The sequence below is a fragment of the Tabrizicola sp. genome (genome assembly GCF_041919135.1).
In the GTDB taxonomy this organism is placed as follows: Bacteria; Pseudomonadota; Alphaproteobacteria; order Rhodobacterales; family Rhodobacteraceae; genus Tabrizicola.
This window is the reverse complement of the sequence record NZ_JAYRUJ010000018.1, coordinates 13,652-34,140: the sequence shown is the minus strand read 5'-3', so window position 1 is coordinate 34,140 and position 20,489 is coordinate 13,652. Positions and strand designations below refer to the sequence as shown.

General features: G+C 69.4%; 21 protein-coding genes. 14 read left to right on the top strand and 7 right to left on the bottom strand.

Annotated features, from left to right (window positions below; all coding sequences use genetic code 11):
* The first annotated feature begins 21 nt into the window (after window positions 1–21).
* Window positions 22–621 carry a L,D-transpeptidase gene (locus ACE3UA_RS13485; RefSeq protein ID WP_374645941.1) on the top strand — a complete coding sequence of 200 codons (600 nt, stop codon included), beginning with the start codon at window positions 22–24 and terminating at the stop codon, window positions 619–621.
* A gap of 26 nt (window positions 622–647) precedes the next feature.
* Here ACE3UA_RS13485 and ACE3UA_RS13480 read toward each other — a convergent pair whose 3' ends face one another.
* The 3 genes from ACE3UA_RS13480 to greA form a co-directional block, all read right to left on the bottom strand.
* Complete coding sequence (locus ACE3UA_RS13480) at window positions 648–1,298, bottom strand: peroxiredoxin (protein WP_374645939.1); 651 nt, start codon at window positions 1,296–1,298, stop codon at window positions 648–650.
* 146 nt (window positions 1,299–1,444) lie between these two features.
* Window positions 1,445–2,359 carry a hypothetical protein gene (locus ACE3UA_RS13475; protein WP_374645937.1) on the bottom strand — a complete coding sequence of 305 codons (915 nt, stop codon included), beginning with the start codon at window positions 2,357–2,359 and terminating at the stop codon, window positions 1,445–1,447.
* 9 nt (window positions 2,360–2,368) lie between these two features.
* On the bottom strand, window positions 2,369–2,839 hold the full coding sequence (gene greA / locus ACE3UA_RS13470; protein ID WP_374645935.1) for a transcription elongation factor GreA: 471 nt from the start codon (window positions 2,837–2,839) through the stop codon (window positions 2,369–2,371).
* Between the two features lie 222 nt (window positions 2,840–3,061).
* Here greA and ACE3UA_RS13465 point away from each other — a divergent pair, with 222 nt between their 5' ends.
* The 3 genes from ACE3UA_RS13465 (at window position 3,062) to ACE3UA_RS13455 (ending at window position 7,370) form a co-directional block, all read left to right on the top strand.
* Window positions 3,062–4,708, top strand: coding sequence for a 4Fe-4S dicluster domain-containing protein (locus ACE3UA_RS13465; RefSeq protein WP_374645933.1), 1,647 nt, complete (start codon window positions 3,062–3,064; stop codon window positions 4,706–4,708).
* A 114-nt stretch (window positions 4,709–4,822) separates the two neighbouring features.
* Window positions 4,823–6,532, top strand: a complete 1,710-nt coding sequence (locus ACE3UA_RS13460; RefSeq protein ID WP_374645931.1) for a tetratricopeptide repeat protein — start codon at window positions 4,823–4,825, stop codon at window positions 6,530–6,532.
* On the top strand, window positions 6,522–7,370 hold the full coding sequence (locus ACE3UA_RS13455) for a 4-(cytidine 5'-diphospho)-2-C-methyl-D-erythritol kinase (RefSeq protein WP_374645929.1): 849 nt from the start codon (window positions 6,522–6,524) through the stop codon (window positions 7,368–7,370). Before ACE3UA_RS13460 ends, ACE3UA_RS13455 begins: the two co-directional genes overlap by 11 nt.
* A 305-nt stretch (window positions 7,371–7,675) precedes the next feature.
* On the opposite strand, the gene fliP is transcribed toward ACE3UA_RS13455, so the two are convergent.
* Genes fliP through fliF form a run of 4 tightly spaced genes read right to left on the bottom strand, consistent with a single transcriptional unit; the run spans window position 7,676 to window position 10,875 of the window.
* Window positions 7,676–8,410: a flagellar type III secretion system pore protein FliP gene (gene fliP / locus ACE3UA_RS13450; protein ID WP_374645927.1), complete on the bottom strand. Its 735-nt coding sequence runs from the start codon at window positions 8,408–8,410 to the stop codon at window positions 7,676–7,678.
* Complete coding sequence (locus ACE3UA_RS13445; protein ID WP_103257611.1) at window positions 8,407–8,676, bottom strand: FliM/FliN family flagellar motor switch protein; 270 nt, start codon at window positions 8,674–8,676, stop codon at window positions 8,407–8,409. Before ACE3UA_RS13445 ends, fliP begins: the two co-directional genes overlap by 4 nt.
* On the bottom strand, window positions 8,669–9,268 hold the full coding sequence (locus ACE3UA_RS13440; RefSeq protein WP_374645924.1) for a flagellar biosynthesis protein: 600 nt from the start codon (window positions 9,266–9,268) through the stop codon (window positions 8,669–8,671). Before ACE3UA_RS13440 ends, ACE3UA_RS13445 begins: the two co-directional genes overlap by 8 nt.
* Window positions 9,268–10,875 (bottom strand): flagellar basal-body MS-ring/collar protein FliF, encoded by a 1,608-nt coding sequence (gene fliF, locus ACE3UA_RS13435; RefSeq protein ID WP_374645922.1) that lies wholly within the window; start codon window positions 10,873–10,875, stop codon window positions 9,268–9,270. Before fliF ends, ACE3UA_RS13440 begins: the two co-directional genes overlap by 1 nt.
* Before the next feature lie 99 nt (window positions 10,876–10,974).
* Between fliF and fliL the strand changes: the two genes are divergently transcribed.
* The 10 genes from fliL to ACE3UA_RS13385 all read left to right on the top strand — a co-directional run bounded on the left by fliL (window position 10,975) and on the right by ACE3UA_RS13385 (window position 20,487).
* A complete protein-coding gene (fliL, locus tag ACE3UA_RS13430) occupies window positions 10,975–11,457 on the top strand; it encodes a flagellar basal body-associated protein FliL (RefSeq protein ID WP_374645920.1) in 483 nt (160 codons plus the stop codon).
* 10 nt (window positions 11,458–11,467) lie between these two features.
* Entirely contained in the window at window positions 11,468–11,854 is a 387-nt protein-coding gene (locus ACE3UA_RS13425; RefSeq protein WP_374645918.1) for a hypothetical protein, read from the top strand.
* The gene (locus tag ACE3UA_RS13420; RefSeq protein WP_374645916.1) at window positions 11,851–12,417 is read left to right on the top strand and encodes a MotE family protein; all 567 of its coding nucleotides are present in this window, start codon (window positions 11,851–11,853) and stop codon (window positions 12,415–12,417) included. Before ACE3UA_RS13425 ends, ACE3UA_RS13420 begins: the two co-directional genes overlap by 4 nt.
* Before the next feature lie 68 nt (window positions 12,418–12,485).
* Window positions 12,486–13,355, top strand: coding sequence for a flagellar motor stator protein MotA (gene motA, locus ACE3UA_RS13415; RefSeq protein WP_374645914.1), 870 nt, complete (start codon window positions 12,486–12,488; stop codon window positions 13,353–13,355).
* Entirely contained in the window at window positions 13,352–15,499 is a 2,148-nt protein-coding gene (locus ACE3UA_RS13410) for a hypothetical protein (RefSeq protein ID WP_374645912.1), read from the top strand. The genes motA and ACE3UA_RS13410 overlap by 4 nt, the downstream gene beginning before the upstream one ends.
* Before the next feature lie 73 nt (window positions 15,500–15,572).
* Window positions 15,573–16,238 (top strand): lytic transglycosylase domain-containing protein, encoded by a 666-nt coding sequence (locus ACE3UA_RS13405; RefSeq protein ID WP_374645910.1) that lies wholly within the window; start codon window positions 15,573–15,575, stop codon window positions 16,236–16,238.
* Window position 16,239: 1 nt separating this feature from the next.
* Complete coding sequence (gene flhA, locus ACE3UA_RS13400) at window positions 16,240–18,303, top strand: flagellar biosynthesis protein FlhA (protein ID WP_374645909.1); 2,064 nt, start codon at window positions 16,240–16,242, stop codon at window positions 18,301–18,303.
* Window positions 18,300–19,082, top strand: coding sequence for a flagellar biosynthetic protein FliR (locus ACE3UA_RS13395; protein WP_374645908.1), 783 nt, complete (start codon window positions 18,300–18,302; stop codon window positions 19,080–19,082). Before flhA ends, ACE3UA_RS13395 begins: the two co-directional genes overlap by 4 nt.
* Window positions 19,079–20,155, top strand: a complete 1,077-nt coding sequence (locus ACE3UA_RS13390; protein ID WP_374645907.1) for a flagellar biosynthesis protein FlhB — start codon at window positions 19,079–19,081, stop codon at window positions 20,153–20,155. The genes ACE3UA_RS13395 and ACE3UA_RS13390 overlap by 4 nt, the downstream gene beginning before the upstream one ends.
* Complete coding sequence (locus ACE3UA_RS13385; protein WP_374645905.1) at window positions 20,152–20,487, top strand: hypothetical protein; 336 nt, start codon at window positions 20,152–20,154, stop codon at window positions 20,485–20,487. Before ACE3UA_RS13390 ends, ACE3UA_RS13385 begins: the two co-directional genes overlap by 4 nt.
* Window positions 20,488–20,489 lie beyond the last annotated feature (2 nt).

Below are 20,489 nucleotides of genomic sequence, written 5' to 3'. Positions count from 1 at the left end.
CGAGAGAAGGAGACGGCAAGAATGATCCGACCCCCCCTGACACGACGACAGATCCTTGGCGCGGGCCTTGCCGCCGCATTTCCGCTCCGTGCCTTCGGCCATGCCGAGCAATCGGCCGAATCCTGGGTCGTGCCCGAGGAATTCCTGCCCCGCCCGGTCCGCTTCCAGGACCCGCAGGAGCCCGGCTCGATCATCGTGGACCCGGACTATTTCGCGCTTTACCATGTCCTGACCCCGCGCAAGGGGATGCAGTATTCCGTCGGCGTCGGTCGCGGCAACCTGTATGAATCCGGCTGGTTCACCCTTGGCGCCAAGAAGGAATGGCCCAGCTGGACGCCGACCAAGGACATGATCGCCCGCGACCCCGACAGCTATGCGAAATGGGCCGAGGGAATGCCCGGCGGCCCCAGCAATCCCCTCGGGGCGCGGGCGCTGTATCTCTTCGACGACAGCGGCGCCGACACTTTCCTGCGCATCCACGGCACGCCCGAGCCCTGGACCATCGGCTCTGCCGTCTCGAACGGCTGCGTGCGACTGGTCAACGACGACATCGCAACGCTTTACGACGCGGTCGAACTGGGCGCGCCGGTGCTTCTGCTTCCCAAGCTTGAAAGCGTGTAGGGGCATCCGAAGACGCCCCGCCGGTCTCAGCCCTTGGCGAAGCGCAGGTAGGGCAGCTTGATGTCCAGCTCGCCGAACCGCTCCTTGGCCTGCTCGTTGTTCAGCGCCAGCGCCACGATCACGTCCTGCCCCGGCACCCAGTTGGCCGGGGTGGCCAGCGGCACGCCGTCGGTCTTCTGCACCGCGTCCAGCGCGCGCAGGATCTCGGCGAAGTTGCGGCCGATCGACATCGGATAGGTCATCGACAGGCGGATCTTCTTGTCCGGCCCGATGATATAGACCGTCCGCACCGTCGCCGAATTGGCGGGGGTCCGGCCTTCGGTCGGCAGGTAGAAATCGGCCGGCAGCATGTCATAGGCCTTGGCCACGGTCAGCGAGGTGTCGTCGATGATCGGAAAATCTGCCGGAGCGCCGCCGAACGCCTCGATGTCGCGCTTCCACTTGCCATGGTCATCGACCGAATCGACCGAGACGCCGATCACCTTGGTATTGCGCTTCTTCCACTCGGCAGCCAGCTGGGCCACGGCGGCGAATTCCGTGGTGCAGACCGGGGTGAAGTCGCGCGGATGGCTGAAGATGATGCCATAGCTGTCGCCCAGCCAGTCATGGAACCGGATCGTGCCGGCGGTGGAGTCGGCGGTGAAATCGGGGGCGGTATCGTTGATGCGGACGGCCATGGAAACCTCGTCTGGTTGGAATCGCGATCGGGGCGAAGATATGCCAGTCGGAACAGGGTTTCATCAACCGCTGTTCTTCCTGCTCGAATTAGGAGTACCGTTCCCCCTTGACAGTATGCCTTCGCAACATTGTTCCGCAAAGCGCCTCAGTCGAAGGTGCCGGTCACCCGCCCGAACAGCATGAAGGCCCGCGCGGTACGCGTGTCCGACAGTTCGGCCACCTCGGCATCGGTGGCGCTCGGCTCGGCTGCGGCGAAGGTCCGGTCGAAGGTCCGCAGGAAATGGTGCGCCGCATCGCGGAAGACCGGGTCCGTCTTCATCCGCGCCGCGGTCAGCGCCAGCACGGCCTCGTCGCGGATGCCGCCGACCGCCGCGATCGCCTTGCCGCGCTCTCCGGCCGCGAAGCGCCGCCACAGCTCGGGCGGGCAGGACTCGGGCGGCAGGTCGTCCATATAGGTCCCGTCCTGGCTGAGCAGCGTCAGCACATCCTGCGCCGCGCGGATCAGCTTGGCCACCGTCCGGTCCGCCAAAGCCAGACGCAGGGCGCGGAAACCCTCCTTGTCCTCGGGCGATTCCGGGAATTGCAGCGCCCGGATGAAATCGGCGATCGACAGCGGCGGCCGCACCTCCTCGGGCTCCAGCGCCAGCGCGGGCTGTTCCGCCGGAGGCTCGGGCTGCGGCCGCGCCGTCGCCGTCCGGTTCTGCCGCACCGCCGGCGGATCCTCGGTCCGGGCCGCCGGCCGCACCTGCGCCGGGACCGGGACCGGGGCCGGGACCGGGGCCGCGCGCATCGTCTCCAGCGTCGCCTGCAACCGCGCCGCCTCGTCCCGCAACCCGTGCACCGAGCGCAGCGTGACAATCATCCCCCAGATCAGCGCGACCGGCAGCATCGCCATCAGCAGCACCAGAATCCAGCCGAAGAATCCCCGCGTCTCGCCGCCAAGGAACACATCCGACAGGACCAGCAAGAGCCACAGCAGGCTCAGCCCCGCGCCAGCCGCCTCCAGCCCGCGGCCGGCGGGCAGGGACGACAGGGACGGCAGGTCTCGCGTCGGTCGCACCGGAACGCCCTAAAGGTAGCGGACGCTGAGGATTTCGTAGGACCGGGTTCCGCCGGGGGTCTTGACCTCAACGCTGTCGCCCTCGTCCTTGCCGATCAGGGCGCGGGCCAGGGGAGAGCGGATGTTCAGAAGCCCGTTCTCGATGTCGGCCTCGGTCTCGCCGACGATCTGATAGGTCTTTTCCTCGTCGGTATCCTCGTCCACCACGGTCACCGTGGCGCCGAACTTGACCGAGCCGGAAAGTTTCGACGGGTCGATGACCTCCGCCAGGGAAAGCAGGCCCTCAAGCTCCTTGATCCGGCCCTCGATGAAACCCTGCTTCTCGCGCGCGGCGTGGTATTCGGCGTTTTCCGACAGGTCGCCATGCTCGCGCGCCTCGGCGATGTCGCGGATGATCGCCGGGCGGTCGACGGTTTTCAGCTGCTTCAGTTCGCCATCCAGCGCGTCGAATCCGCGCCGCGTCATCGGGATCTTTTCCATCGGCCTTCCACTGTAAAACAAGAAGCCACGGGCCGGGTCGCGACCTGTGACTTCATACGATCTTTCGCTCACCTCACCCGATGGGCCCCGGAATTGCAAGGGGGGATGCCGGAAACCGGCGGCGAAGCACCCCCGCGCCACCGCGTCACGGTTGACCTCGGGGCGATGCTGGGGCAACAGGAACCCCGCAAGAATTTGGCGTCCCCGGGGGGAGGAACAGGCATGACCGCGATCCAGCGCGAGAAGATGGACTATGACGTCGTGATCGTCGGCGCCGGGCCCGCCGGCCTCTCGGCGGCGATCCGGCTCAAGCAGCTCGACCCCGACCGCTCGGTCGTGGTGCTGGAGAAGGGCTCCGAGGTCGGCGCGCATATCCTGTCCGGCGCGGTCCTCGATCCTTGCGGCCTCGACGCCCTGCTGCCCGACTGGCGCAGCATGGACGCGCCGATCAAGACCGAGGTGAAGGAGGACAACTTCTATCTCCTCGGCCCGGCGGGCAAGATCCGCATCCCGAACTGGCCGATGCCGCCCCTGATGACCAACCATGGCAACTACATCGTCTCGATGGCCAATGTCTGCCGCTGGATGGCCGGCGTCGCCGAGGGGCTGGGCGTCGAGATCTTCCCCGGCATGGCCTGCTCGGAACTGGTCTATGAAGACGGCAAGGTGGTCGGCGTCGTCGCCGGTGAATTCGGCCGCGACCCCGAAACGCGCGAGCCGGGGCCGTCCTACGAGCCCGGCATGGAGTTGCGCGGCAAATATGTCTTCCTGTCCGAAGGCGTGCGCGGCAGCCTCGCCAAGGAAGTCATCGCCAGGTACGAGCTGTCCAAGGGCCACTGCCCGCAGAAATTCGGCCTCGGCATGAAGGAGATCTGGGAGATCGACCCGGCCAAGCACCGCGAGGGCACCGTCACCCACACGATGGGCTGGCCGCTGGGCAAGAACGCCGGCGGCGGGTCGTTCATCTATCACCTTGAGAACAATCAGGTCTATATCGGCTTCGTCGTCCACCTGAACTACGAGAACCCCTATCTCTATCCCTATATGGAATTCCAGCGGTTCAAGCACCATCCGATGGTGGCGGAACTGCTGAAGGGCGGCAAGCGCGTGGCCTATGGCGCCCGCGCGATCTCCGAGGGCGGCTGGCAGTCGATCCCGAAGATGGTCGCCGCCGGCGTGGCGCTTCTGGGTTGCTCGGCGGGCCTGGTGAACGTGCCCCGCATCAAGGGCAACCACAACGCCATGCTCTCGGGCAAGGCCGCCGCCGAGGCCGCCCATGCCGCCATCACCGCCGGCCGCGCCGGGGATGAGTTGAACGCCTACGAGGCCGAGGTCCGCTCCGGCCCCATCGCCAGGGACCTGAAGAAGGTCCGCAACGTCAAGCCCCTGTGGTCGAAGTTCGGCCTGACGGCCAGCCTGATGGGCGGCGGTCTCGACATGTGGCTCAACACCATCGGCCTGACCGCCTTCGGCACGCTGCGCCATGGCAAGTCCGACGCGGCGGCCACCGGCCTTGCCAAGGACTTCCAGCCGATCGACTATCCGAAACCCGACGGCAAGCTGTCGTTCGACCGGCTGACCAACGTCGCCTTCTCCTTCACCAACCATGACGAGAACCAGCCCGCCCATCTGGTGCTGAAGGACCCCTCGGTCCCGATCGCCGTCAACCTGCCGAAATACGCCGAACCGGCGCAGCGCTACTGCCCGGCCGGCGTCTACGAGGTGCTGGGCGAAGGCCAGGACGCCACCTTCCGGATCAACTTCCAGAACTGCGTCCACTGCAAGACCTGCGACATCAAGGACCCGTCGCAGAACATCAACTGGACGACGCCCCAGGGCGGCGGCGGGCCGAACTACCCCAACATGTGACGGTTCACGCAAGCGTGTTGCGCAAAAGGTTGCGGGCGGGCGGGACAGGGCCCGCCCGCATTGCCTTGTCCGGCCCGGCCCGCTAGCTTTCCGGCACCGCCCGAGGAGTGCCCGATGCCCAAGTCCCGCCTGTTCACCGCGCTTGCGCTTGCCGCAGCCCTGGGCGCCCCGCTGCGGGCCGAGGATGCCGGGGCCTATCTCGCCGCGCGCGTGGCCGAAGCGCAGAACGATTTCCGCGCCGCCGCGGGCTGGTATGGCCGCGCGATCCTCTCGGACGGCAGCACCCCGGCGCTCCTGGAAGGCGCCATCCTTGCCGAACTGGGCAGCGGCGACTTTGCCCTGGCCGTCGAGGCCGCGCGCAAGCTCAAGACCCTGCAGGGCGAGCCCAGCCAGCTTGCCGAATTTGCCCTTCTCGCCGACGAGGCCCAGCGCGAGGACTACGCCGCCCTGCTGGCCGCCGCCGACAAGGGCCGCAATGTCGGCGAACTGGTCGACGGCCTGGTCCGCGCCTGGGCCAGTGTCGGTGCCGGCAAGATGTCCGACGCCCTTGCCGCCTTCGACGAGATCACCCGGACCGAGGGGCTGGCCGCCTTCGGCCATTACCACAAGGCTCTGGCGCTCGCCTCGGTCGGCGATCTCGAAGGCGCCGACGAGATCCTCTCCGGCCGCGCCGCCGGGCCGATCTACATGATGCGACGCGGCGTCTTCGCCCATGTCCAGATCCTCAGCCAGCTGGAACGCAACGCCGATGCGCTGGCACTGCTGGACAAATCCTTCGGCACCGGCCCGGACCCGATCGTCGACGCCCTGCGCCATCGGCTCCAGGCCGGCGAGCCCCTGCCGTTCGACACGGTCCGCTCCGCCCGCGACGGCATCGCCGAGGTGTTCTTCTCGGTCGCCACCGCGCTGAACGGCGACGCCGACCCGGTCTACACCCTCCTGCACCTGCGCGTGGCGGGTTACCTGCGCCCGGATCATACCGACGCCAAGCTCCTGACCGCCGACGTGCTGGAAACGCTCGGCCAGCACCAGCTTGCCGCCGAGACCTATGCCAGCTTCCCGGCCGAGGATCCCGCCCATGTCTCGGCCGAGATCGGCCGCGCCGGGGCGCTCTGGTCGGACGGCAAGGTCGACGCCGCGATCGAGGCGCTGCAGGCCCTGGCCCGCGCCAATCCCGACCTGGTCTCGGTCCAGTTCGCCCTGGCCGACATGCTGCGCGCCGAAGACCGTTTCGACGAGGCGCGCACCGCCTATACCGCCGCCATCGAGCTGAAGCCCCGGATCGACAAGGAGGACTGGGTGCTGTTCTTCTATCGCGGCATCTGCCACGAGCAGTTGCGGGACTGGGCCCCGGCCGAGGCCGATTTCCGCAAGGCGCTGGAATTGAACCCGAACCAGCCGCAGGTGCTGAACTATCTCGGCTACGGCCTGGTGGACCGGGGCGAGAAGCTGGACGAGGCGCTGGCCATGATCGAGAAGGCCGTCGCCGCAGACCCGGACAAGGGCTATATCATCGACAGCCTCGCCTGGGCCTATTTCCGCCTTGGCCGCTATGCCGATGCGCTGGAGCCGATGGAGAAGGCCTCGCTTCTGGAGCCGGTCGATCCGGTCGTGACCGACCATCTGGGCGACGTCTACTGGATGGTGGGCCGCAAGCTCGAGGCGCGCTTCCAGTGGCGCCGGGCGCTGTCCTTCCAGCCGACCGAAACCGATGCCGAGCGCATCCGCAGCAAGCTCGAACTCGGGCTCGATGCGGTGATGCAGGCAGAAGGCGGAAAGGCCCCGGCCAAGCCTCCGGTCAAGGCCGCCGAGAATGGCAATTGAGCCGGTCCAGGTTTTCGCCCCGGCCAAGCTGAACCTCTGCCTGCACGTCACCGGGCGGCGGCCGGACGGCTATCACCTGCTCGACAGCCTGGTGGTCTTCGCCTCGGTCGGCGACCGGGTAGGCGCGGACATCGGACCGGAGCTTGCGCTGCGGATCACCGGGCCCGAGGGCGCGGGTCTCGCGGCCGGGCCCGACAATCTGGTGCTGCGGGCGGCCCGCGCCATGGGCGTGGACGCGACGCTGGTTCTGGAGAAGGTCCTGCCCCTCGCCTCCGGCATCGGCGGCGGCTCGGCCGATGCGGCGGCCGCGCTGCGCGCTCTGGCCCGGTTGACCGGCAGGCCCCTGCCGCCGATGGCAGAGGTGCTGCGGCTGGGCGCCGATGTGCCGGTCTGCCTCGCGGGCCGCCCCGCCCGCATGTCCGGCATCGGCGAGGTCCTGCATCCCCTGCCGCCGCTTCCGCCCATGGCCTGCGTCCTGGTCAATCCCCGCCTGCCCGTCCCCACGCCCCCGGTTTTCGCCGCCCTCGCCCGGCGCGACAATCCCCCGCTGCCCGACCTGCCCGCCGGCGCCCTGGTCTCCGCCGCCGCGCTTGCCGCCTGGCTTTCCGCCCATACGCGCAACGACCTCACCGCCCCCGCCCGCCAGGTCGCCCCGGTTCTGGCGGAAGTGCAAGCGGCGCTGGAGGCCATGTCGGACTGCCTCCTGGCCCGGATGTCCGGCTCCGGCGGCACCCATTTCGGCCTGTTCGCCGACCCCGCCGCCGCCGAGAAAGCCGCCAGGACGCTCCGGACCACGCATCCCGCCTGGTGGGTGACGCCCGGCCGGATCCTGGACTGACCCCCGCCGCCGCTCGTCGAGCACTTCGTGCACTCCTCGCCCGTCCCCCGCAATAAGCGCACGACCTGCCCGAGACGCCGCGCCGCCAGGCTGTATTCCGACGCACCGCGACGAATGCACGAAGTGCTCGAGGAGCCACCCCCGGCAGTGCGGCCAGACCTCAGGCCGTGAAGCCCCGAACATTTCCCGCCGCTCTTCCCCGCAGCAATCAGCCACAGCCGACAGGGTTAACCAATCCCGAATGTCGACAGGCAACCCGTTGATATTCCGGTATCCTCGGTGCCTGTCCACTGTGGACAGCCTTCTCAGAAATAGCTCCGCACCAGCGCCCCCGAGACCAGCGCCCAGCCGTCCGCCACCACGAAGAAGACCAGTTTGAACGGCAGCGAGACCACCGCCGGCGGGACCATCATCATCCCCATCGACATCAGGATCGCCGCCACCACCAGGTCGATGATCAGGAAGGGCAGGAAGATCATGAACCCGATCTCGAAGGCCCGCTGGATCTCGGACAGCAGGAAGGACGGCACCAGGAGCGAGAGCGGCGCCTCGCCCGGCGGGACCGGTGCCACCGCCGCCCCCGGCGTCACCCGCAGGTCCTGGAGGGTCTGGAAGGTCTCGGGATCGACCCGCAGCGACATGAACTCGCGGAAGGGCAGGATCGCCGCCTGCAGCGCCGGGCCCATCTCCATCCGGCCGCTAGTCAGCGGCTCGATCCCGTTGACCCAGGCCTCGGTGAAGACCGGATCCATCACATACCAGGTGAGGAACATCGCAAGGCTGACGATCAGCATGTTCGGCGGTGCCTGCTGCAGCCCGATCGCCTGCCGCAGGATCGACAGCACGGTGACGATGAAGGGAAAGCAGGTCACCATCACCGCCAGCCCGGGCGCGATGCTCAGCACCGTGACCAGCAGCAAAAGCTGCACCGACCGCATCGAGAGCGAACCCTCGCCGCCCAGGTCGACCGACAGCGCCTGCGCCGCCGCCGGGCCGGCGAGGCCGATCAGCACCGCCGCGAGGAGCAGGCTGCGGCTCACAATCCACCGCGCAGGTTGGCGACCTCGGTCAGGCGGACGGCAAGCTGGCCGGCATTCTCGCCCTCCAGCTCGGTCAGCTCGCCCCGGGCGATCAGCCGGTCGCCCACATAAAGCTCCACCGGGTCGTCCACCCGGCGGTCCAGTTGCAGGACCGCATCCTTCGAGAGCCGAAGGAGGTCGCGCACCAGGGGGCGGGCGCGGCCGACCGAGATGGTGACCTCGATCGGGACCTGGCTGAAGGGGTTGCTGTCGGCCAGTTCATCCATGGGAAGGCTCCTCGTCTGAAAGGTTGAAGAAGGCGCGGACGGCAGCCGAGATGTCCCGGGTCACGCGGTCCAGATCGACGCTCGTCTCCCGGGGACCGAGCCGGATGTAGACCTGCCCCTCGCCCAGCGAATCCTCTTCCTCGACCACCACCGGCAGGCCGCTCGCCTGGGCCACCAGCCCCTCGACCCGCTCGCGCGCCGCGGGGTTCAGAACCAGAGTCACCGGCGCGTCCCCCATTGCCTCGGCGATCGGCGCCAGGGCCTCCAGCACGGTCGGCGCCAGGGCCTCGCGCGCGATGCCGGGCAGGAGGCGGCCCGCCATCTCCAGGATCAGGGGCCGGATCGCCTGCAGGACATGGCTCCGGGCGTCCTGGAAGGTGAAGGACAGGCTTTGAAGGTTGCGCGCGAGGTCGGCGCGGATCCGGCTCTGGTCGCCCTGCTGCGCGGCCGAGGCATCCTCCCAGCCGGCCGAATAGCCCTGTTCATAGGCGGCGATCTTCGCCTCCTCCAGCGCGCTCACCTCGACCAGGGGCTGCAGGCCGCCATCGGGCGCGGGGGCGGTGTCGAAGATCTCGAGCCGCAGACCGGCCATCACGCGGGCTCCTCGTCGGTTTCCATCCAGTTGCGCAGGATCTCGATCGATTCGGCCTGGCGCTCCTCGATCAGGCGGCGCAGGCGCGAGGCGGGATCTTCCGCGACGGCGGAAAGATCCGGCATATCGGCCATGGCGCTGCCGAAGGGCGGCATCGGGAAGGCGGGCTCGACCTCGCCATCCAGCCCGCCCGACATCTCGAAGGCGGGAGGCAGCGCCAGCGGCATCCCGGTCTCGGGCAAGGCGCGGGCCGAGGAGGTCAGGATCGGCCGGATCACGAACAACCCCAGCACCAGCACCACCACCGCCAGGACCGCGGTCTGGACCATGCCCATCAGGTCCAGCGGGCCGAACGCCGGCAGAAGCGGGCTGGCGGCCTCGGTGCCTTCCAGTGGCAATTCCTGGAACTCCAGCGTCTTCAGCGTCAGCACATCGCCGCGCGCCTCGTCCAGGCCCACGGCCGAGGCGACGAGTTCGCGCAGGGTGGCAAGCTCCTCGTCGCTGCGCGGCTCCCAGCTCCGCGTGCCGTCCGCCGCGACGCTGGCCACGCCGTCGACCATGACGGCGACCGTCAGGCGGCGGATGTCGCCCGGCGTGCGCAGCACCTCGCGCTGGGTTTCCGAGACCTCGTAGTTCACCCGCTCGCGCGTCTCGGAGGACTGGCTCCTGCCCTGGCCCCCGGCCTCGGCATCGCCCTCGGGCAGGTTCGAGGCCACGGTCACATCGCCGCCCGGCTCGGTCGAAGTCCCGGTCCGCTCCTCGCTCTCCGACGAGATCGCGACGCGGCCCTGGGGATCGAACTTGCGCTCGGTAAAGGATTCGCGTTCCGAGACCAGGCTGACCGCGACCTCCACCACCGCCTTGCCCGCCCCGACCCGCGCGGCAAGCAGGCGTTCGACATTTCCCTTGATCGCGGCCGCGCGGTCTGCCGCCTGGCCCGAGGAGAACTCGGCATCCTCCTCGCCGCCGATCAGGCCCCCGACCGTGTCGATGATCTGCACGCTGTCGGCCCGCATCCCGGCCACCGCGCTGGCGACCAGATGCCGGATCGCCCGCGCCTGCGCCTCGGTCAGCGAGCCGGTGGTCGTGGTCAGCGTGACCGAGGCCGAGGCATTCGTCTCGCTCTGGAAGGCCCGCGTCGGCCCGCTGGCGATATGGACGCGCGCGGCCCGGATCTCGGGCATGGCGAGCAGGGTCCGCGCCAGCTCGCCCTCCTTCGCGCGCCAGTAGGCGGCGTCGAACATCTGCGAGGTGGTGCCGAAACCGGAAAGCTGGTCCAGAAGCTCATACCCGCCGCCCCCGGCCGCCGGCAGCCCCTCGGCGGCCAGCGCCATCCGCAGCCCGTCGCGCTGGGCGGAATCGACAAGGATCGAATCGCCAGCGACTTCATAGGGCACGCCGCGCTGGTCCAGCGCCGCGATCACCTCACCCGCCGCGCCGGGCTCCAGATCGGCATAGAGCAGCACCATGTCGGGCGCCGCGGCCATGCGGCTGAGGCCGAGGACGGCGGCGAACATCGCAAGGGTGGCGCCCACCACGACGATCCGACGGCGCAGGTCAAGCGAGGACCAAAGAGTGAACACATTCTGCAAGGCGATTCTCCGCATCCTGGCTTCTGCCGATGCCCAAGCAATGACTTGCGCGGCTTAACAATCGGTTAGTGACCTTCCGCCTATGGTCTCCTTGTCGAATGGATGGAGCTGGACGTGGCAACCACCGATACGAATCCCGAGGAGACCGCCCCGCAGCGGTCGAGGAAACCCCTGCTGATCGGGCTGATCCTGGCGATTCTGCTTGGCGGCGGCGGCTTCTACGCAACCTGGTCGGGCCTCGTGCCGGGCGGTGGGGACGAGAGCGCCGCGGCCGAGAAAGCGCCCGGACCGCTGACCGGCGTCGCCTTCGTGCCGCTGGAGACGCTGGTGATCTCGCTCGGCCCCGATTCGCGGTCCGGGCATCTGCGCTTCTCGGCCCAGGTCGAGGTGGTGGACTCGGCGCAGGACGACGTCGCCCTGCTCGCGCCGCGCATCCTGGACGTGCTGAACAGCTATCTCCGCGCGATCGACACGGCGGACATCGAGAATCCGGCCGCCATGGCGCGGCTGCGGGCGCAGATGCTGCGCCGGATCCAGATCGTGACCGGCGAAGGGCGGGTCCGCGACCTGCTGATCACCGAATTCGTGCTGAACTGAAGGGCGGGCCATGGACCTGATCGCTGATATCCTCCTTGTCGCAGGCTCGTTCGGGGCCGCGCTCTACTGCTATGTCCTGGCGGCGCGGCTGAAGCGGTTCACCACGCTGGAAAGCGGGATGGGCGGCGCGATCGCGGTGCTTTCGGCCCAGGTGGACGAGATGACGGCCGCGCTGGACAAGGCGCGGGGGGCGGCCAATGGCTCGGCCGAAAGCCTGGCCGCGCTGACCGCGAGGGGCGAGGAGGTGGCGCGTCGGCTGGAGCTTCTGGTCGCCTCGCTGCACGACCTGCCCGAGCCGAAGCCCGCCGCCCGGCCCGCCGAGGAGGACCCGCCGGAGGACGAACGCCGCCCCCGCTTCGTCCGCCGCCGGCACAAGACGATGGAGGCGGCGGAATGACCGCGCGCCGCAAGGCTGGCCGGGGCGCGCTCTTCGTCGTCGCCATGCTTTTCGCGACCTCCGGCGCGCTGCGGTTGGGCTCGGGCGCCGGCCTGGCGCTGGCCCGGTCGGAGGACGCGCCGGAGCCCGCCCCCGAGGCCGCCCCCGCCGCCTGCGAGACGCCCGCCGCCGTGGCCGAGGCGCTGAAACTGCGCCAGGATCGCCTCGCCGTCCAGGAGGCCGCGCTGCAGGACCGTCTCGCAGCCCTGGCCCTGGCGGATCAGGCGATGGCCGACCGGATGGCCGGGATGATGGCGATGGAGGCGGAGTTGAAGGCCACCCTCGCGCTGGCCGATGGCGCCGCCGAGGCGGACATCCAGCGCCTCACCGCCGTCTACCAGGCGATGAAGCCCAAGGACGCGGCCGCGCTTTTCAACACCATGTCGCCGGAATTCGCGGCCGGATTCCTGGCCCGGATGCCCCCGGAACCGGCCGCCGCGATCCTCTCCGGCATGTCCGCCGAGGCCGCCTATGGCGTCAGCGTGATCGTCGCCGGCCGCAATGCCGACGTGCCGAAGGAATGATGCGGCGGGTGACGAAGTCTTAACCCGCCGCCCGGATAGTGGCGGCAGGCATAGGATCAGGGTGCAAGATGCTTGGTTTCGTCGGAATTGCCGTCATCCTCGTCATGGTCTTCGGCGGCTATGTCCTCGCCGGCGGCAAGATGGGCATCATCCTGAAGGCCCTGCCGTTCGAGCTGATCATGATCGGCGGGGCGGCGGTCGGGGCCTTCCTGATCTCGAACGACATGTCGGCGGTGAAGCACACGCTCAAGGACGTGGGCAAGGTCTTCAAGGGCCCGAAATGGAAGCCGGACGACTACCGCGACCTCCTCTGCCTTCTGTTCGAGCTGATCCGCCTGGCCCGCGCCAATCCCGTCGCGCTGGAAGAACACATCGAATCGCCCGAGGCCTCGTCGATCTTCAACAAGTACCAGCGTGTCCTGCACGACCATGAGGCGATGGAGCTGATCTGCGACACGCTTCGCGCGGCCTCGATGAATTACGACGATCCCCACCAGGTCGAGGAAGTGCTGGACAAGCGCATGGAATCGACGCTGCACCATGCGATGCACTCCAGCCATGCGCTGCAGACCATGGCCGACGGGCTTCCCGCGCTGGGGATCGTCGCCGCCGTGCTGGGGGTGATCAAGACCATGGGCTCGATCGACCAGCCGCCGGAAGTGCTGGGCAAGATGATCGGCGGCGCGCTGGTCGGGACCTTTCTCGGCGTGTTCCTCGCCTACGGGCTGATGGGCCCCTTCGCCGCGCGGGTGAAGACCGTGGTCGAGGAGGACATCCATTTCTACCAGCTCATCCGCGAGGTGCTGATCGCCAACCTGCACCGCCATCCGGCCAACATCTGCATCGAGGTCGGCCGCCAGAACACGCCGCACCATGTCCGCCCCGGCTTTGGCGAGCTGGAGGAAGCGATGCGCAACCTGAAGCAGGACGCCGCATGATCCGCCTGGCCTGCCTTTTCCTGCTGCCGCTGGCGCTCCCCGCCCTGGCCGAGACCGCCAGCATCAGATCGGGCGAGCATGACGGGTTCACCCGCCTGGTGGTGGAGCTTCCCTCGGCTTCGGGCTGGACCCTCGGCCGGACGCCGATGGGCTATGGCTTCGCCTTTGCGGGCCCCTCGCAGCCGGATTACGAGCTTGGCCGGGTCTGGGACCTCATCCCCCGCACCCGGCTTCAGGCGCTGCGGGTCGAACCCGGCTTGGGCGCGCTGCAATTGTCATTGGCCTGCGACTGCCATGTCCTGCCCTTCGAATATCGTCCGGGGGTGATCGTTCTGGACATCAAGGACGGGCCGGCGCCGGCAGGATCCGGCTTCGAACAGCCCTTCGACCCCGGCGCGGCCGAGGTCGTGGATGCGCCGCAGGCCGAGGCAACGGGCTACGACTGGCTGTCGGATCTTCCCGGCACCACGGGCGGCCGGAGCATCCCGCCGGGCCTGCCGGACCTCGCGACCGGCGCAGTCTCGCTGGAGCCGCTGCGCGACCAGCTCCTTGCCGAGATCAGCCGGGGCGCTGCCGAGGGTGTCGTCGACATGGAGCTTCCGGGCAAGCCGCCCAAGGTGGCCGACGCGGCGCTCGCGGACCTGCCGGGAAGCCATGTCCACATCGGCGACCTGCCCGGCGTCGCGGCCAGTCTGGGTGGTGGCTCGACCGAACCCGCGATCCTGGCCGAATGTGCGCCCGGGGAGATGCTGGATCTCCCCGCCTGGGGCGAGGGCCAGTCGCCGCTGGATCTTCTGGCGGGCGGGCGCTCAGGCTTTTACGGCGAGTTCGACGCGGTGAAGATCGACGCCGTGCTCGTTTCGGTGCGGCGGCATCTCTTTCTCGGCTTCGGGGCCGAGGCGCGGCAGTATGCGGCCCTGATCCCCGCCGCAGAGGCGCCGCCGGAACTTGCCTGGTATCAGTCGATGTCGCATCTGGTCGAAGGCGAAAGCGATCCGACGACACCTTTCGCGCAGATGCTGCCCTGCGACGGGCCCGCCGCGCTCTGGGCGGCCTTCGCGCTGGATCGCCTGCCGCAGGGCAAGGACGTCAACGTGGAGGCGATCCAGCGCAGTTTCCTTGCGCTGCCGCCCCATCTGCGCATGGCGCTTGGCGCGGGACTCGCGGAGAAGATGCTGGCGCGCGGGGACGGCGATGCCGCCAGGCTCATCCGCGATTCGATGGAACGGGCGCCCTTCGCCGATGCCGGGACCATCGCCCTTCTGGACGCCAAGGTTGACCTGCAGGCCGATCGCCCCGAGGCGGCACGGGACCATGCGACATTCGCCGTCGCCGCGGCCGGGACGGATATCGCGCCGATGATCACCCTGGTCGACACCCATCTGCCACGGGCCGAGCCGCTGTCGCCGGAGGTGGCGGAATCGCTTGCCGCCGTGCTGGAGGAGAGCGATGGCCGCGCGGACGAACCGGCGATCCACCGTGCCCTGGTGCTTGCCCTTGCGCTCTCGGGCCAGACGGCCGCGGCCTTCGACGCCAGCGAAGGGGCCGCGCCGCCAGAACTTTGGCAGGTCGCGGGTCGGCTGGCGCCGGATGACGACTTTCTGGCCCATGCCGTGCTGGCGCCCGATCAGGACCCGCCCGGGATCGCGCCAGAGGTCCGGGGCCAGATCGCGCGACGCTTGCTCGATCTCGGATTCGCCGATTCGGCGCTGCAATGGCTTGGGCCACTGGGACCGGAGGCTGCGGCCGGGGACCGGCTGCTCGCCGCCGAGGGAGAGCTTGCGCGCGGCGATGCCCGGGCGACGCTGGCCTTTCTGGGCGGGCTGGACCTGCCCGAGGCAAATGCCCTGCGCGGCCGTGCGCATGCCCAGCTGGGCGATTTTGCCCCTGCCCGCGCCCTGTTCATGGCGGCAGGCAATGCCGAGGAGGCCGCGCGCCTTCGGACCTGGACGCGGGACTGGCCCGGCCTGAGCGCCGAGGGCAGCGAGCCGTGGAAGGCCGCGGCGACGCTCGTGGTCGCACCGGACCCTGAAGCGGAGGCCGGGCTTCTCGCCCGCGGCACCCGCCTTGCCGAGGACGGGGCCCGCGCGCGCGATGCCGTTGCGGCCCTTCTGGCCGCCGTCCCGTCGCCGGTCGCTCCGTAAGCCCGCTAACCGCTTGGCAAGATTCGCCCGCTAGCCTGAGACGACCGGCAGAAGCCGGACCGCGGAGTTGGGAATGACTGTCCGTCCTTCGATTGCACCGATGCTGGCAAGCATCCTGATCCTTCCGGGCTTTGCGCCGGGTCTCGCCGCACGGGGCGATCCCTCGGCGCTCTGCATCGACGCCGCCCGCACGGCCGCACGGGAGACCGGCGTCCCGGAGCGGGTGCTTCTGGCGGTGACGCTGGTGGAAACCGGCCGCGATGCCCGGCCCTGGCCCTGGACGGTGAACGTCGGCGGCGAGGGTCGCTGGTTCGACACCGCCAGCGAAGCCGAGGCTCATGCCCGGTCGATGCTGGACCAGGGGCTGACCAATGTCGACCTGGGTTGCTTCCAGCTGAACCTGCGCTGGCACTCCAAGGGGTTTGCCTCACTGGCCGACATGCTGGATCCGGCCACGAATGCGACCTATGCCGCAGGCTTCCTGGCCGAGAATTTCGCCCGGACCGGCGACTGGTCCGCCGCCGCGGCCGCCTATCACTCGCAGACGCCGGAACATGCCGAACGCTACCGCGCGAAGTTCGAGACCGCCTATGCCGCCCTGGACTCGGGCGACATCGCGCCGGAGGACCCCGAACCGCGCGAGAACCGCTTTCCCCTGCTCCTTGCCGGGGCGCGCGGGACGAACGGCTCGCTGGTCCCCGCGACCGGCGCCGGACTTCGCCTGATCGGAGGAAATTGAGATGGCGGGATTTTCCATCGGCGCGATCTTCCGGCCGACGGTCCTGCTGGCCATCGCCCTGATGGCGGTGATCGTGATGATGATCCTGCCGGTCCCGGCCTTCCTCTTGGACCTGGGCCTCGCCGTCTCCTTCGCGCTGGCGATCCTGATGCTGACCGTCACGCTCTTCATCGACCGGCCGCTGGATTTCTCCGCCTTCCCGACGATCCTGCTGGCCTCGCTCCTGCTGCGGTTGTCGCTGAACGTGTCGTCCACCAAGCTCATCATCGGCCAGGGCCATACCGGGACCGCCGCCGCCGGCCATGTGATCCAGGGCTTTGCCGAATTCATCATGGGCGGCAACCTGATCCTGGGGGTGGTGATCTTCATCGTCCTTCTGATCGTCAACTTCATCGTCATCACCAAGGGCGCGGGCCGCATGGCCGAGGTCGGCGCGCGCTTTGCGCTGGACGGGATGCCGGGCCGCCAGCTGGCGATCGACGCCGACATGTCCGCCGGGGCCATCGACCATGCCGAGGCGCGGCGGCGGCGCGAGCAGGAGCTGGCCGAGACGAACTTCTTCGGCTCTCTCGACGGCGCGTCGAAATTCGTGAAGGGCGACGCGATCGCCGGCCTGCTGATCACCGGGCTGAATATCGTGGTCGGGCTGATCGTCGGCATCTTCCTGCATGGGATCGACGCGGCCACCGCGTTCGAGACCTATACGATCCTTACCGTCGGCGATGCGCTGGTCAGCCAGATCCCGGCCGTCATCATCTCGATCGCCGCCGCGCTGCTGCTTGCCAAGGGGAGCCAGAAGGGCGCGGTCGATGTCTCGTTCTTCCAGCAGCTCGGGCGCTATCCGGCGGCGCTGGGCACGGTCGCGGGGCTGATGGCGCTGTTCGCCATCGTGCCGGGGATGCCCTTCCTGCCCTTCATGCTCGCGGCCCTCGCGCTTGGCGGGCTGGCCTTCTGGCAGGCGCGGCAGGCCGCGAGGCCCGCCGAACACGCCGCGCCCGCGGCCGAGCCGATCCGCGCCAGATCCATCGGCGACGTGCTGGATTTCGACGACATCCATATCGAATTCGCGCCGAACCTGGTCGCGATGGCGCTGGATCCGGCCACGGGGCTGGACGGCAGGATCGCCAACATGCGCAACCATGTGGCGGTCTCCTTCGGCTTCATCCTGCCCGAGATCCGGCTGACCGACGAAGGCACGCTGGCCCCCGGCCAGTATCGCATTCGCCTGCACGGGGTCGAGCGCGCGGCCGACCGGCTTTTCCCCGACCGGGTGCTGGTGCTGTTGGCCGAGGGAGGCCAGGCCCCGGACGGGCTTGACGTGAAAGAGCCGGTCTATGGCGCCCCGGCCCGCTGGATCAGCCCCGACCAGCAGGAAGACGCCGCGCTTTCGGGCCTGACCGTGGTCTCTCCGACCGAGGTCCTGGCCACCCATCTCCTCGAGGTGCTGAAGGCCAACCTCTCGCGCCTCCTGACGCTGCGGGGGCTGCGGCGGCTGCTGGACGAATTCGTCAAGCTTTCCGATCCGGTCCGGGCCGAGGCCAACCGCCGCCTCCTGGACGAGCTTCTGCCCGACAAGGTGCCGCTCGACCTTCTGCATGCCGTGCTGCGGCTGTTGCTGGAGGAGCGCGTCTCGATCCGCAACCTGCCGCTGATCCTGGAATCGGTGGCCGAGGCGCGGAACCTGGGCGCGCCCGAGGCGATCTGCGAACATGTCCGCCAGCGCCTCGGCTTCCAGATCGTCGCCGAGCTGAAGCGGGCGGACGGCTCGGTCCCGCTGATCCAGCTTGCACCGGAATGGGAAAAGGCCTTCACCACCTACCAGATCGACGGGCAGCGCGACATCGCCTTGCCGCCGGACCTTTTCTCCCGCCTTGCCAATGGCTTGACCGAAAGGGTCAACCGCGCCTCCGAGGGCGGGGTCTATCCGGCGCTGGTCACCTCGGTGGCGCGGCGACGCTTCCTTCGGACCGTGGTCCTGGCCAAGGGATTGCAGATGCCGGTCCTGTCCTATGAGGAGATCGGCACCGACGCCCGGCCCGCGCTGCTGGGGCAGGTTCCGGCATGAACCAGTTGGTCGGCGACCTGGCCCGGCTTCTGGACCTGGCCGATGGCCTGGTCTGGGCCGCTGCGCTGGCCTTCCTGCGCGTCGGCGCGGCGGTCGCGCTGATGCCGGGCCTGGGCGAGTCCGCGGTGCCGCAGCGGGTCAAGCTGGCGGCGGCCCTGGTCCTGACCCTGGTGATCACGCCCTTCGTGGCCGAACATGTCGCCGCGACCGGCCTGCGGCCCGGCCTTGCCGCCCTGGGGGCCGAGGCGCTGGCGGGGCTGATCCTCGGGATCGGGCTGCGGCTTTTCGTCATGGCGTTGCAGACCGCCGCCTCGATCATCGCCCAGGCAACCACGCTGTCGCAGCTTTTCGCCGGCGCCGCGCCCGAGCCGCAGCCGGCCATCGGCAACCTCCTTTTGATCGCCGGGGTCGCACTGGCGCTTGCGGCCGGGCTGCATGTCCGCGCCGCCGGGATGCTGGTCCTGTCCTATGACCTTTTCCCCGCCGGGGCCTATCCCGATCCGGCCCGGGTCCTCGACTGGGGGCTCGGGCGGGTGGGCACGACCTTTGCGCTGGCCTTCTCGCTGGCCGCCCCCTTCGTCATCGCCTCGACGGTCTACAACCTTGCCATCGGCGCGATCAACCGGGCGATGCCGCAACTCATGGTCGCGATGGTCGGCGCGCCCGCCCTGACCCTGGGCGCGCTCGCGCTTCTCTCCGTGGTCGCGCCGCTTCTGCTGGCGGTCTGGCTTGACGCTTTCGCCGCCCAGGTGGCCCAGCCCTTCGGGCCATCGCCATGAGCGAGGCGGACGACGGCGACAAGGAACACGCGCCCTCGCAGCAGAAGCTGGACGAGGCGCGGCGGCGCGGCGACCTGCCGCGCTCGACCGATCTCCTCGGGGCGGCGGCGCAGGGGGGGCTTCTGCTGGCGCTGGCCGGGCTGGGGACCTGGCTGGTGCAGCGGACCGGCAGCGCCGGGATGGTGATGCTCGACCAGGCCGACCGGCTGGCCGGCCTCCTGTCCTCGGGGGCAAGCGCGACGCTGGCGGGGCTCCTCGTCGCCTTCGTCGGCCCGCCGCTCCTGCTGATGCTGGTGCCGGGGATCCTGGTGCTGGCGGTGATCCTTGCCACGCGCGGCCTGGTCTTCGCGCCCGAGAAGCTGATGCCGAAACTGTCGCGGATCTCGCCGATCGCGACGGCAAGGCAGAAGTTCGGGCCGGATGGCCTGATGGAATTCGCGAAAAGCGCGCTGAAGCTGGGGCTGATCGCGGCGATCCTCTACCATTTCATCGCCGCCCGCCTACCCGAGGTTCTGGGCGCGCTCTATCTCGACCCCGGCATGTCGGCGGCGCTTCTGGGCCGCCTGACCATCGACTTCCTGCTCATCGTCTTCCTGATCGCGCTGGTGCTGGGCGGGGTCGACTACCTGTGGCAGATCCACCGCCACCGTGAGCGCAACCGCATGTCGCGCAAGGAGATGCTGGACGAGTTCAAGGAGAGCGAGGGCGACCCGCATCTGAAATCCGCCCGCCGCCAGCGCGCGCAGGAGGTGGCGACGAACCGGATGCTGGCGGATGTGGCCCGGGCCGATGTCGTGGTGGTGAACCCGACCCATTACGCCGTCGCCCTGCGCTGGGACCGCGCCCGCAAGGGGGCGCCGGTCTGCGTCGCCAAGGGGGTGGACGAGATCGCCAGGCGCATCCGCGAACGCGCGGCCGAGAACGGGATCCCGGTGCATCGCGACCCGCCGACCGCCCGCGCGCTGCATGCCTCGGTCGAGGTCGGCCAGGAGATCCGGGCCGAGCATTACCGCGCCGTCGCCGCCGCGATCCGCTTTGCCGATGCGATGCGCCGGCGGGCCCGCCGCCGATGACCCGCCTGAAGGATCTCCGGACACTCGCGACGCTGTCGCAGCTGGTGCTGGACCAGCGATTGGCCGGCCTGCGCCAGGCGGCCGGGCAGCTGGAGCGCAGCCGGGCGCAGTTGCAGGCGATCACCGCCGCCGCCGCGCCGGCCGACCTGCCTCCGGTCGCGGCCGGGCTGGTGGACATCGCCTACCGCCGCTGGGCCGACATCCGCCGGACCGAACTGACCGCCGCCATCGCGCGGCAGACCGTCGACTGGATGGAGGCGAAGGCCGGGGCCGCCACCGCCTTCGGACGGCTGCAGGCGCTGAAGGGTGCCGCGGACCGGCTGGAGGAGTGACC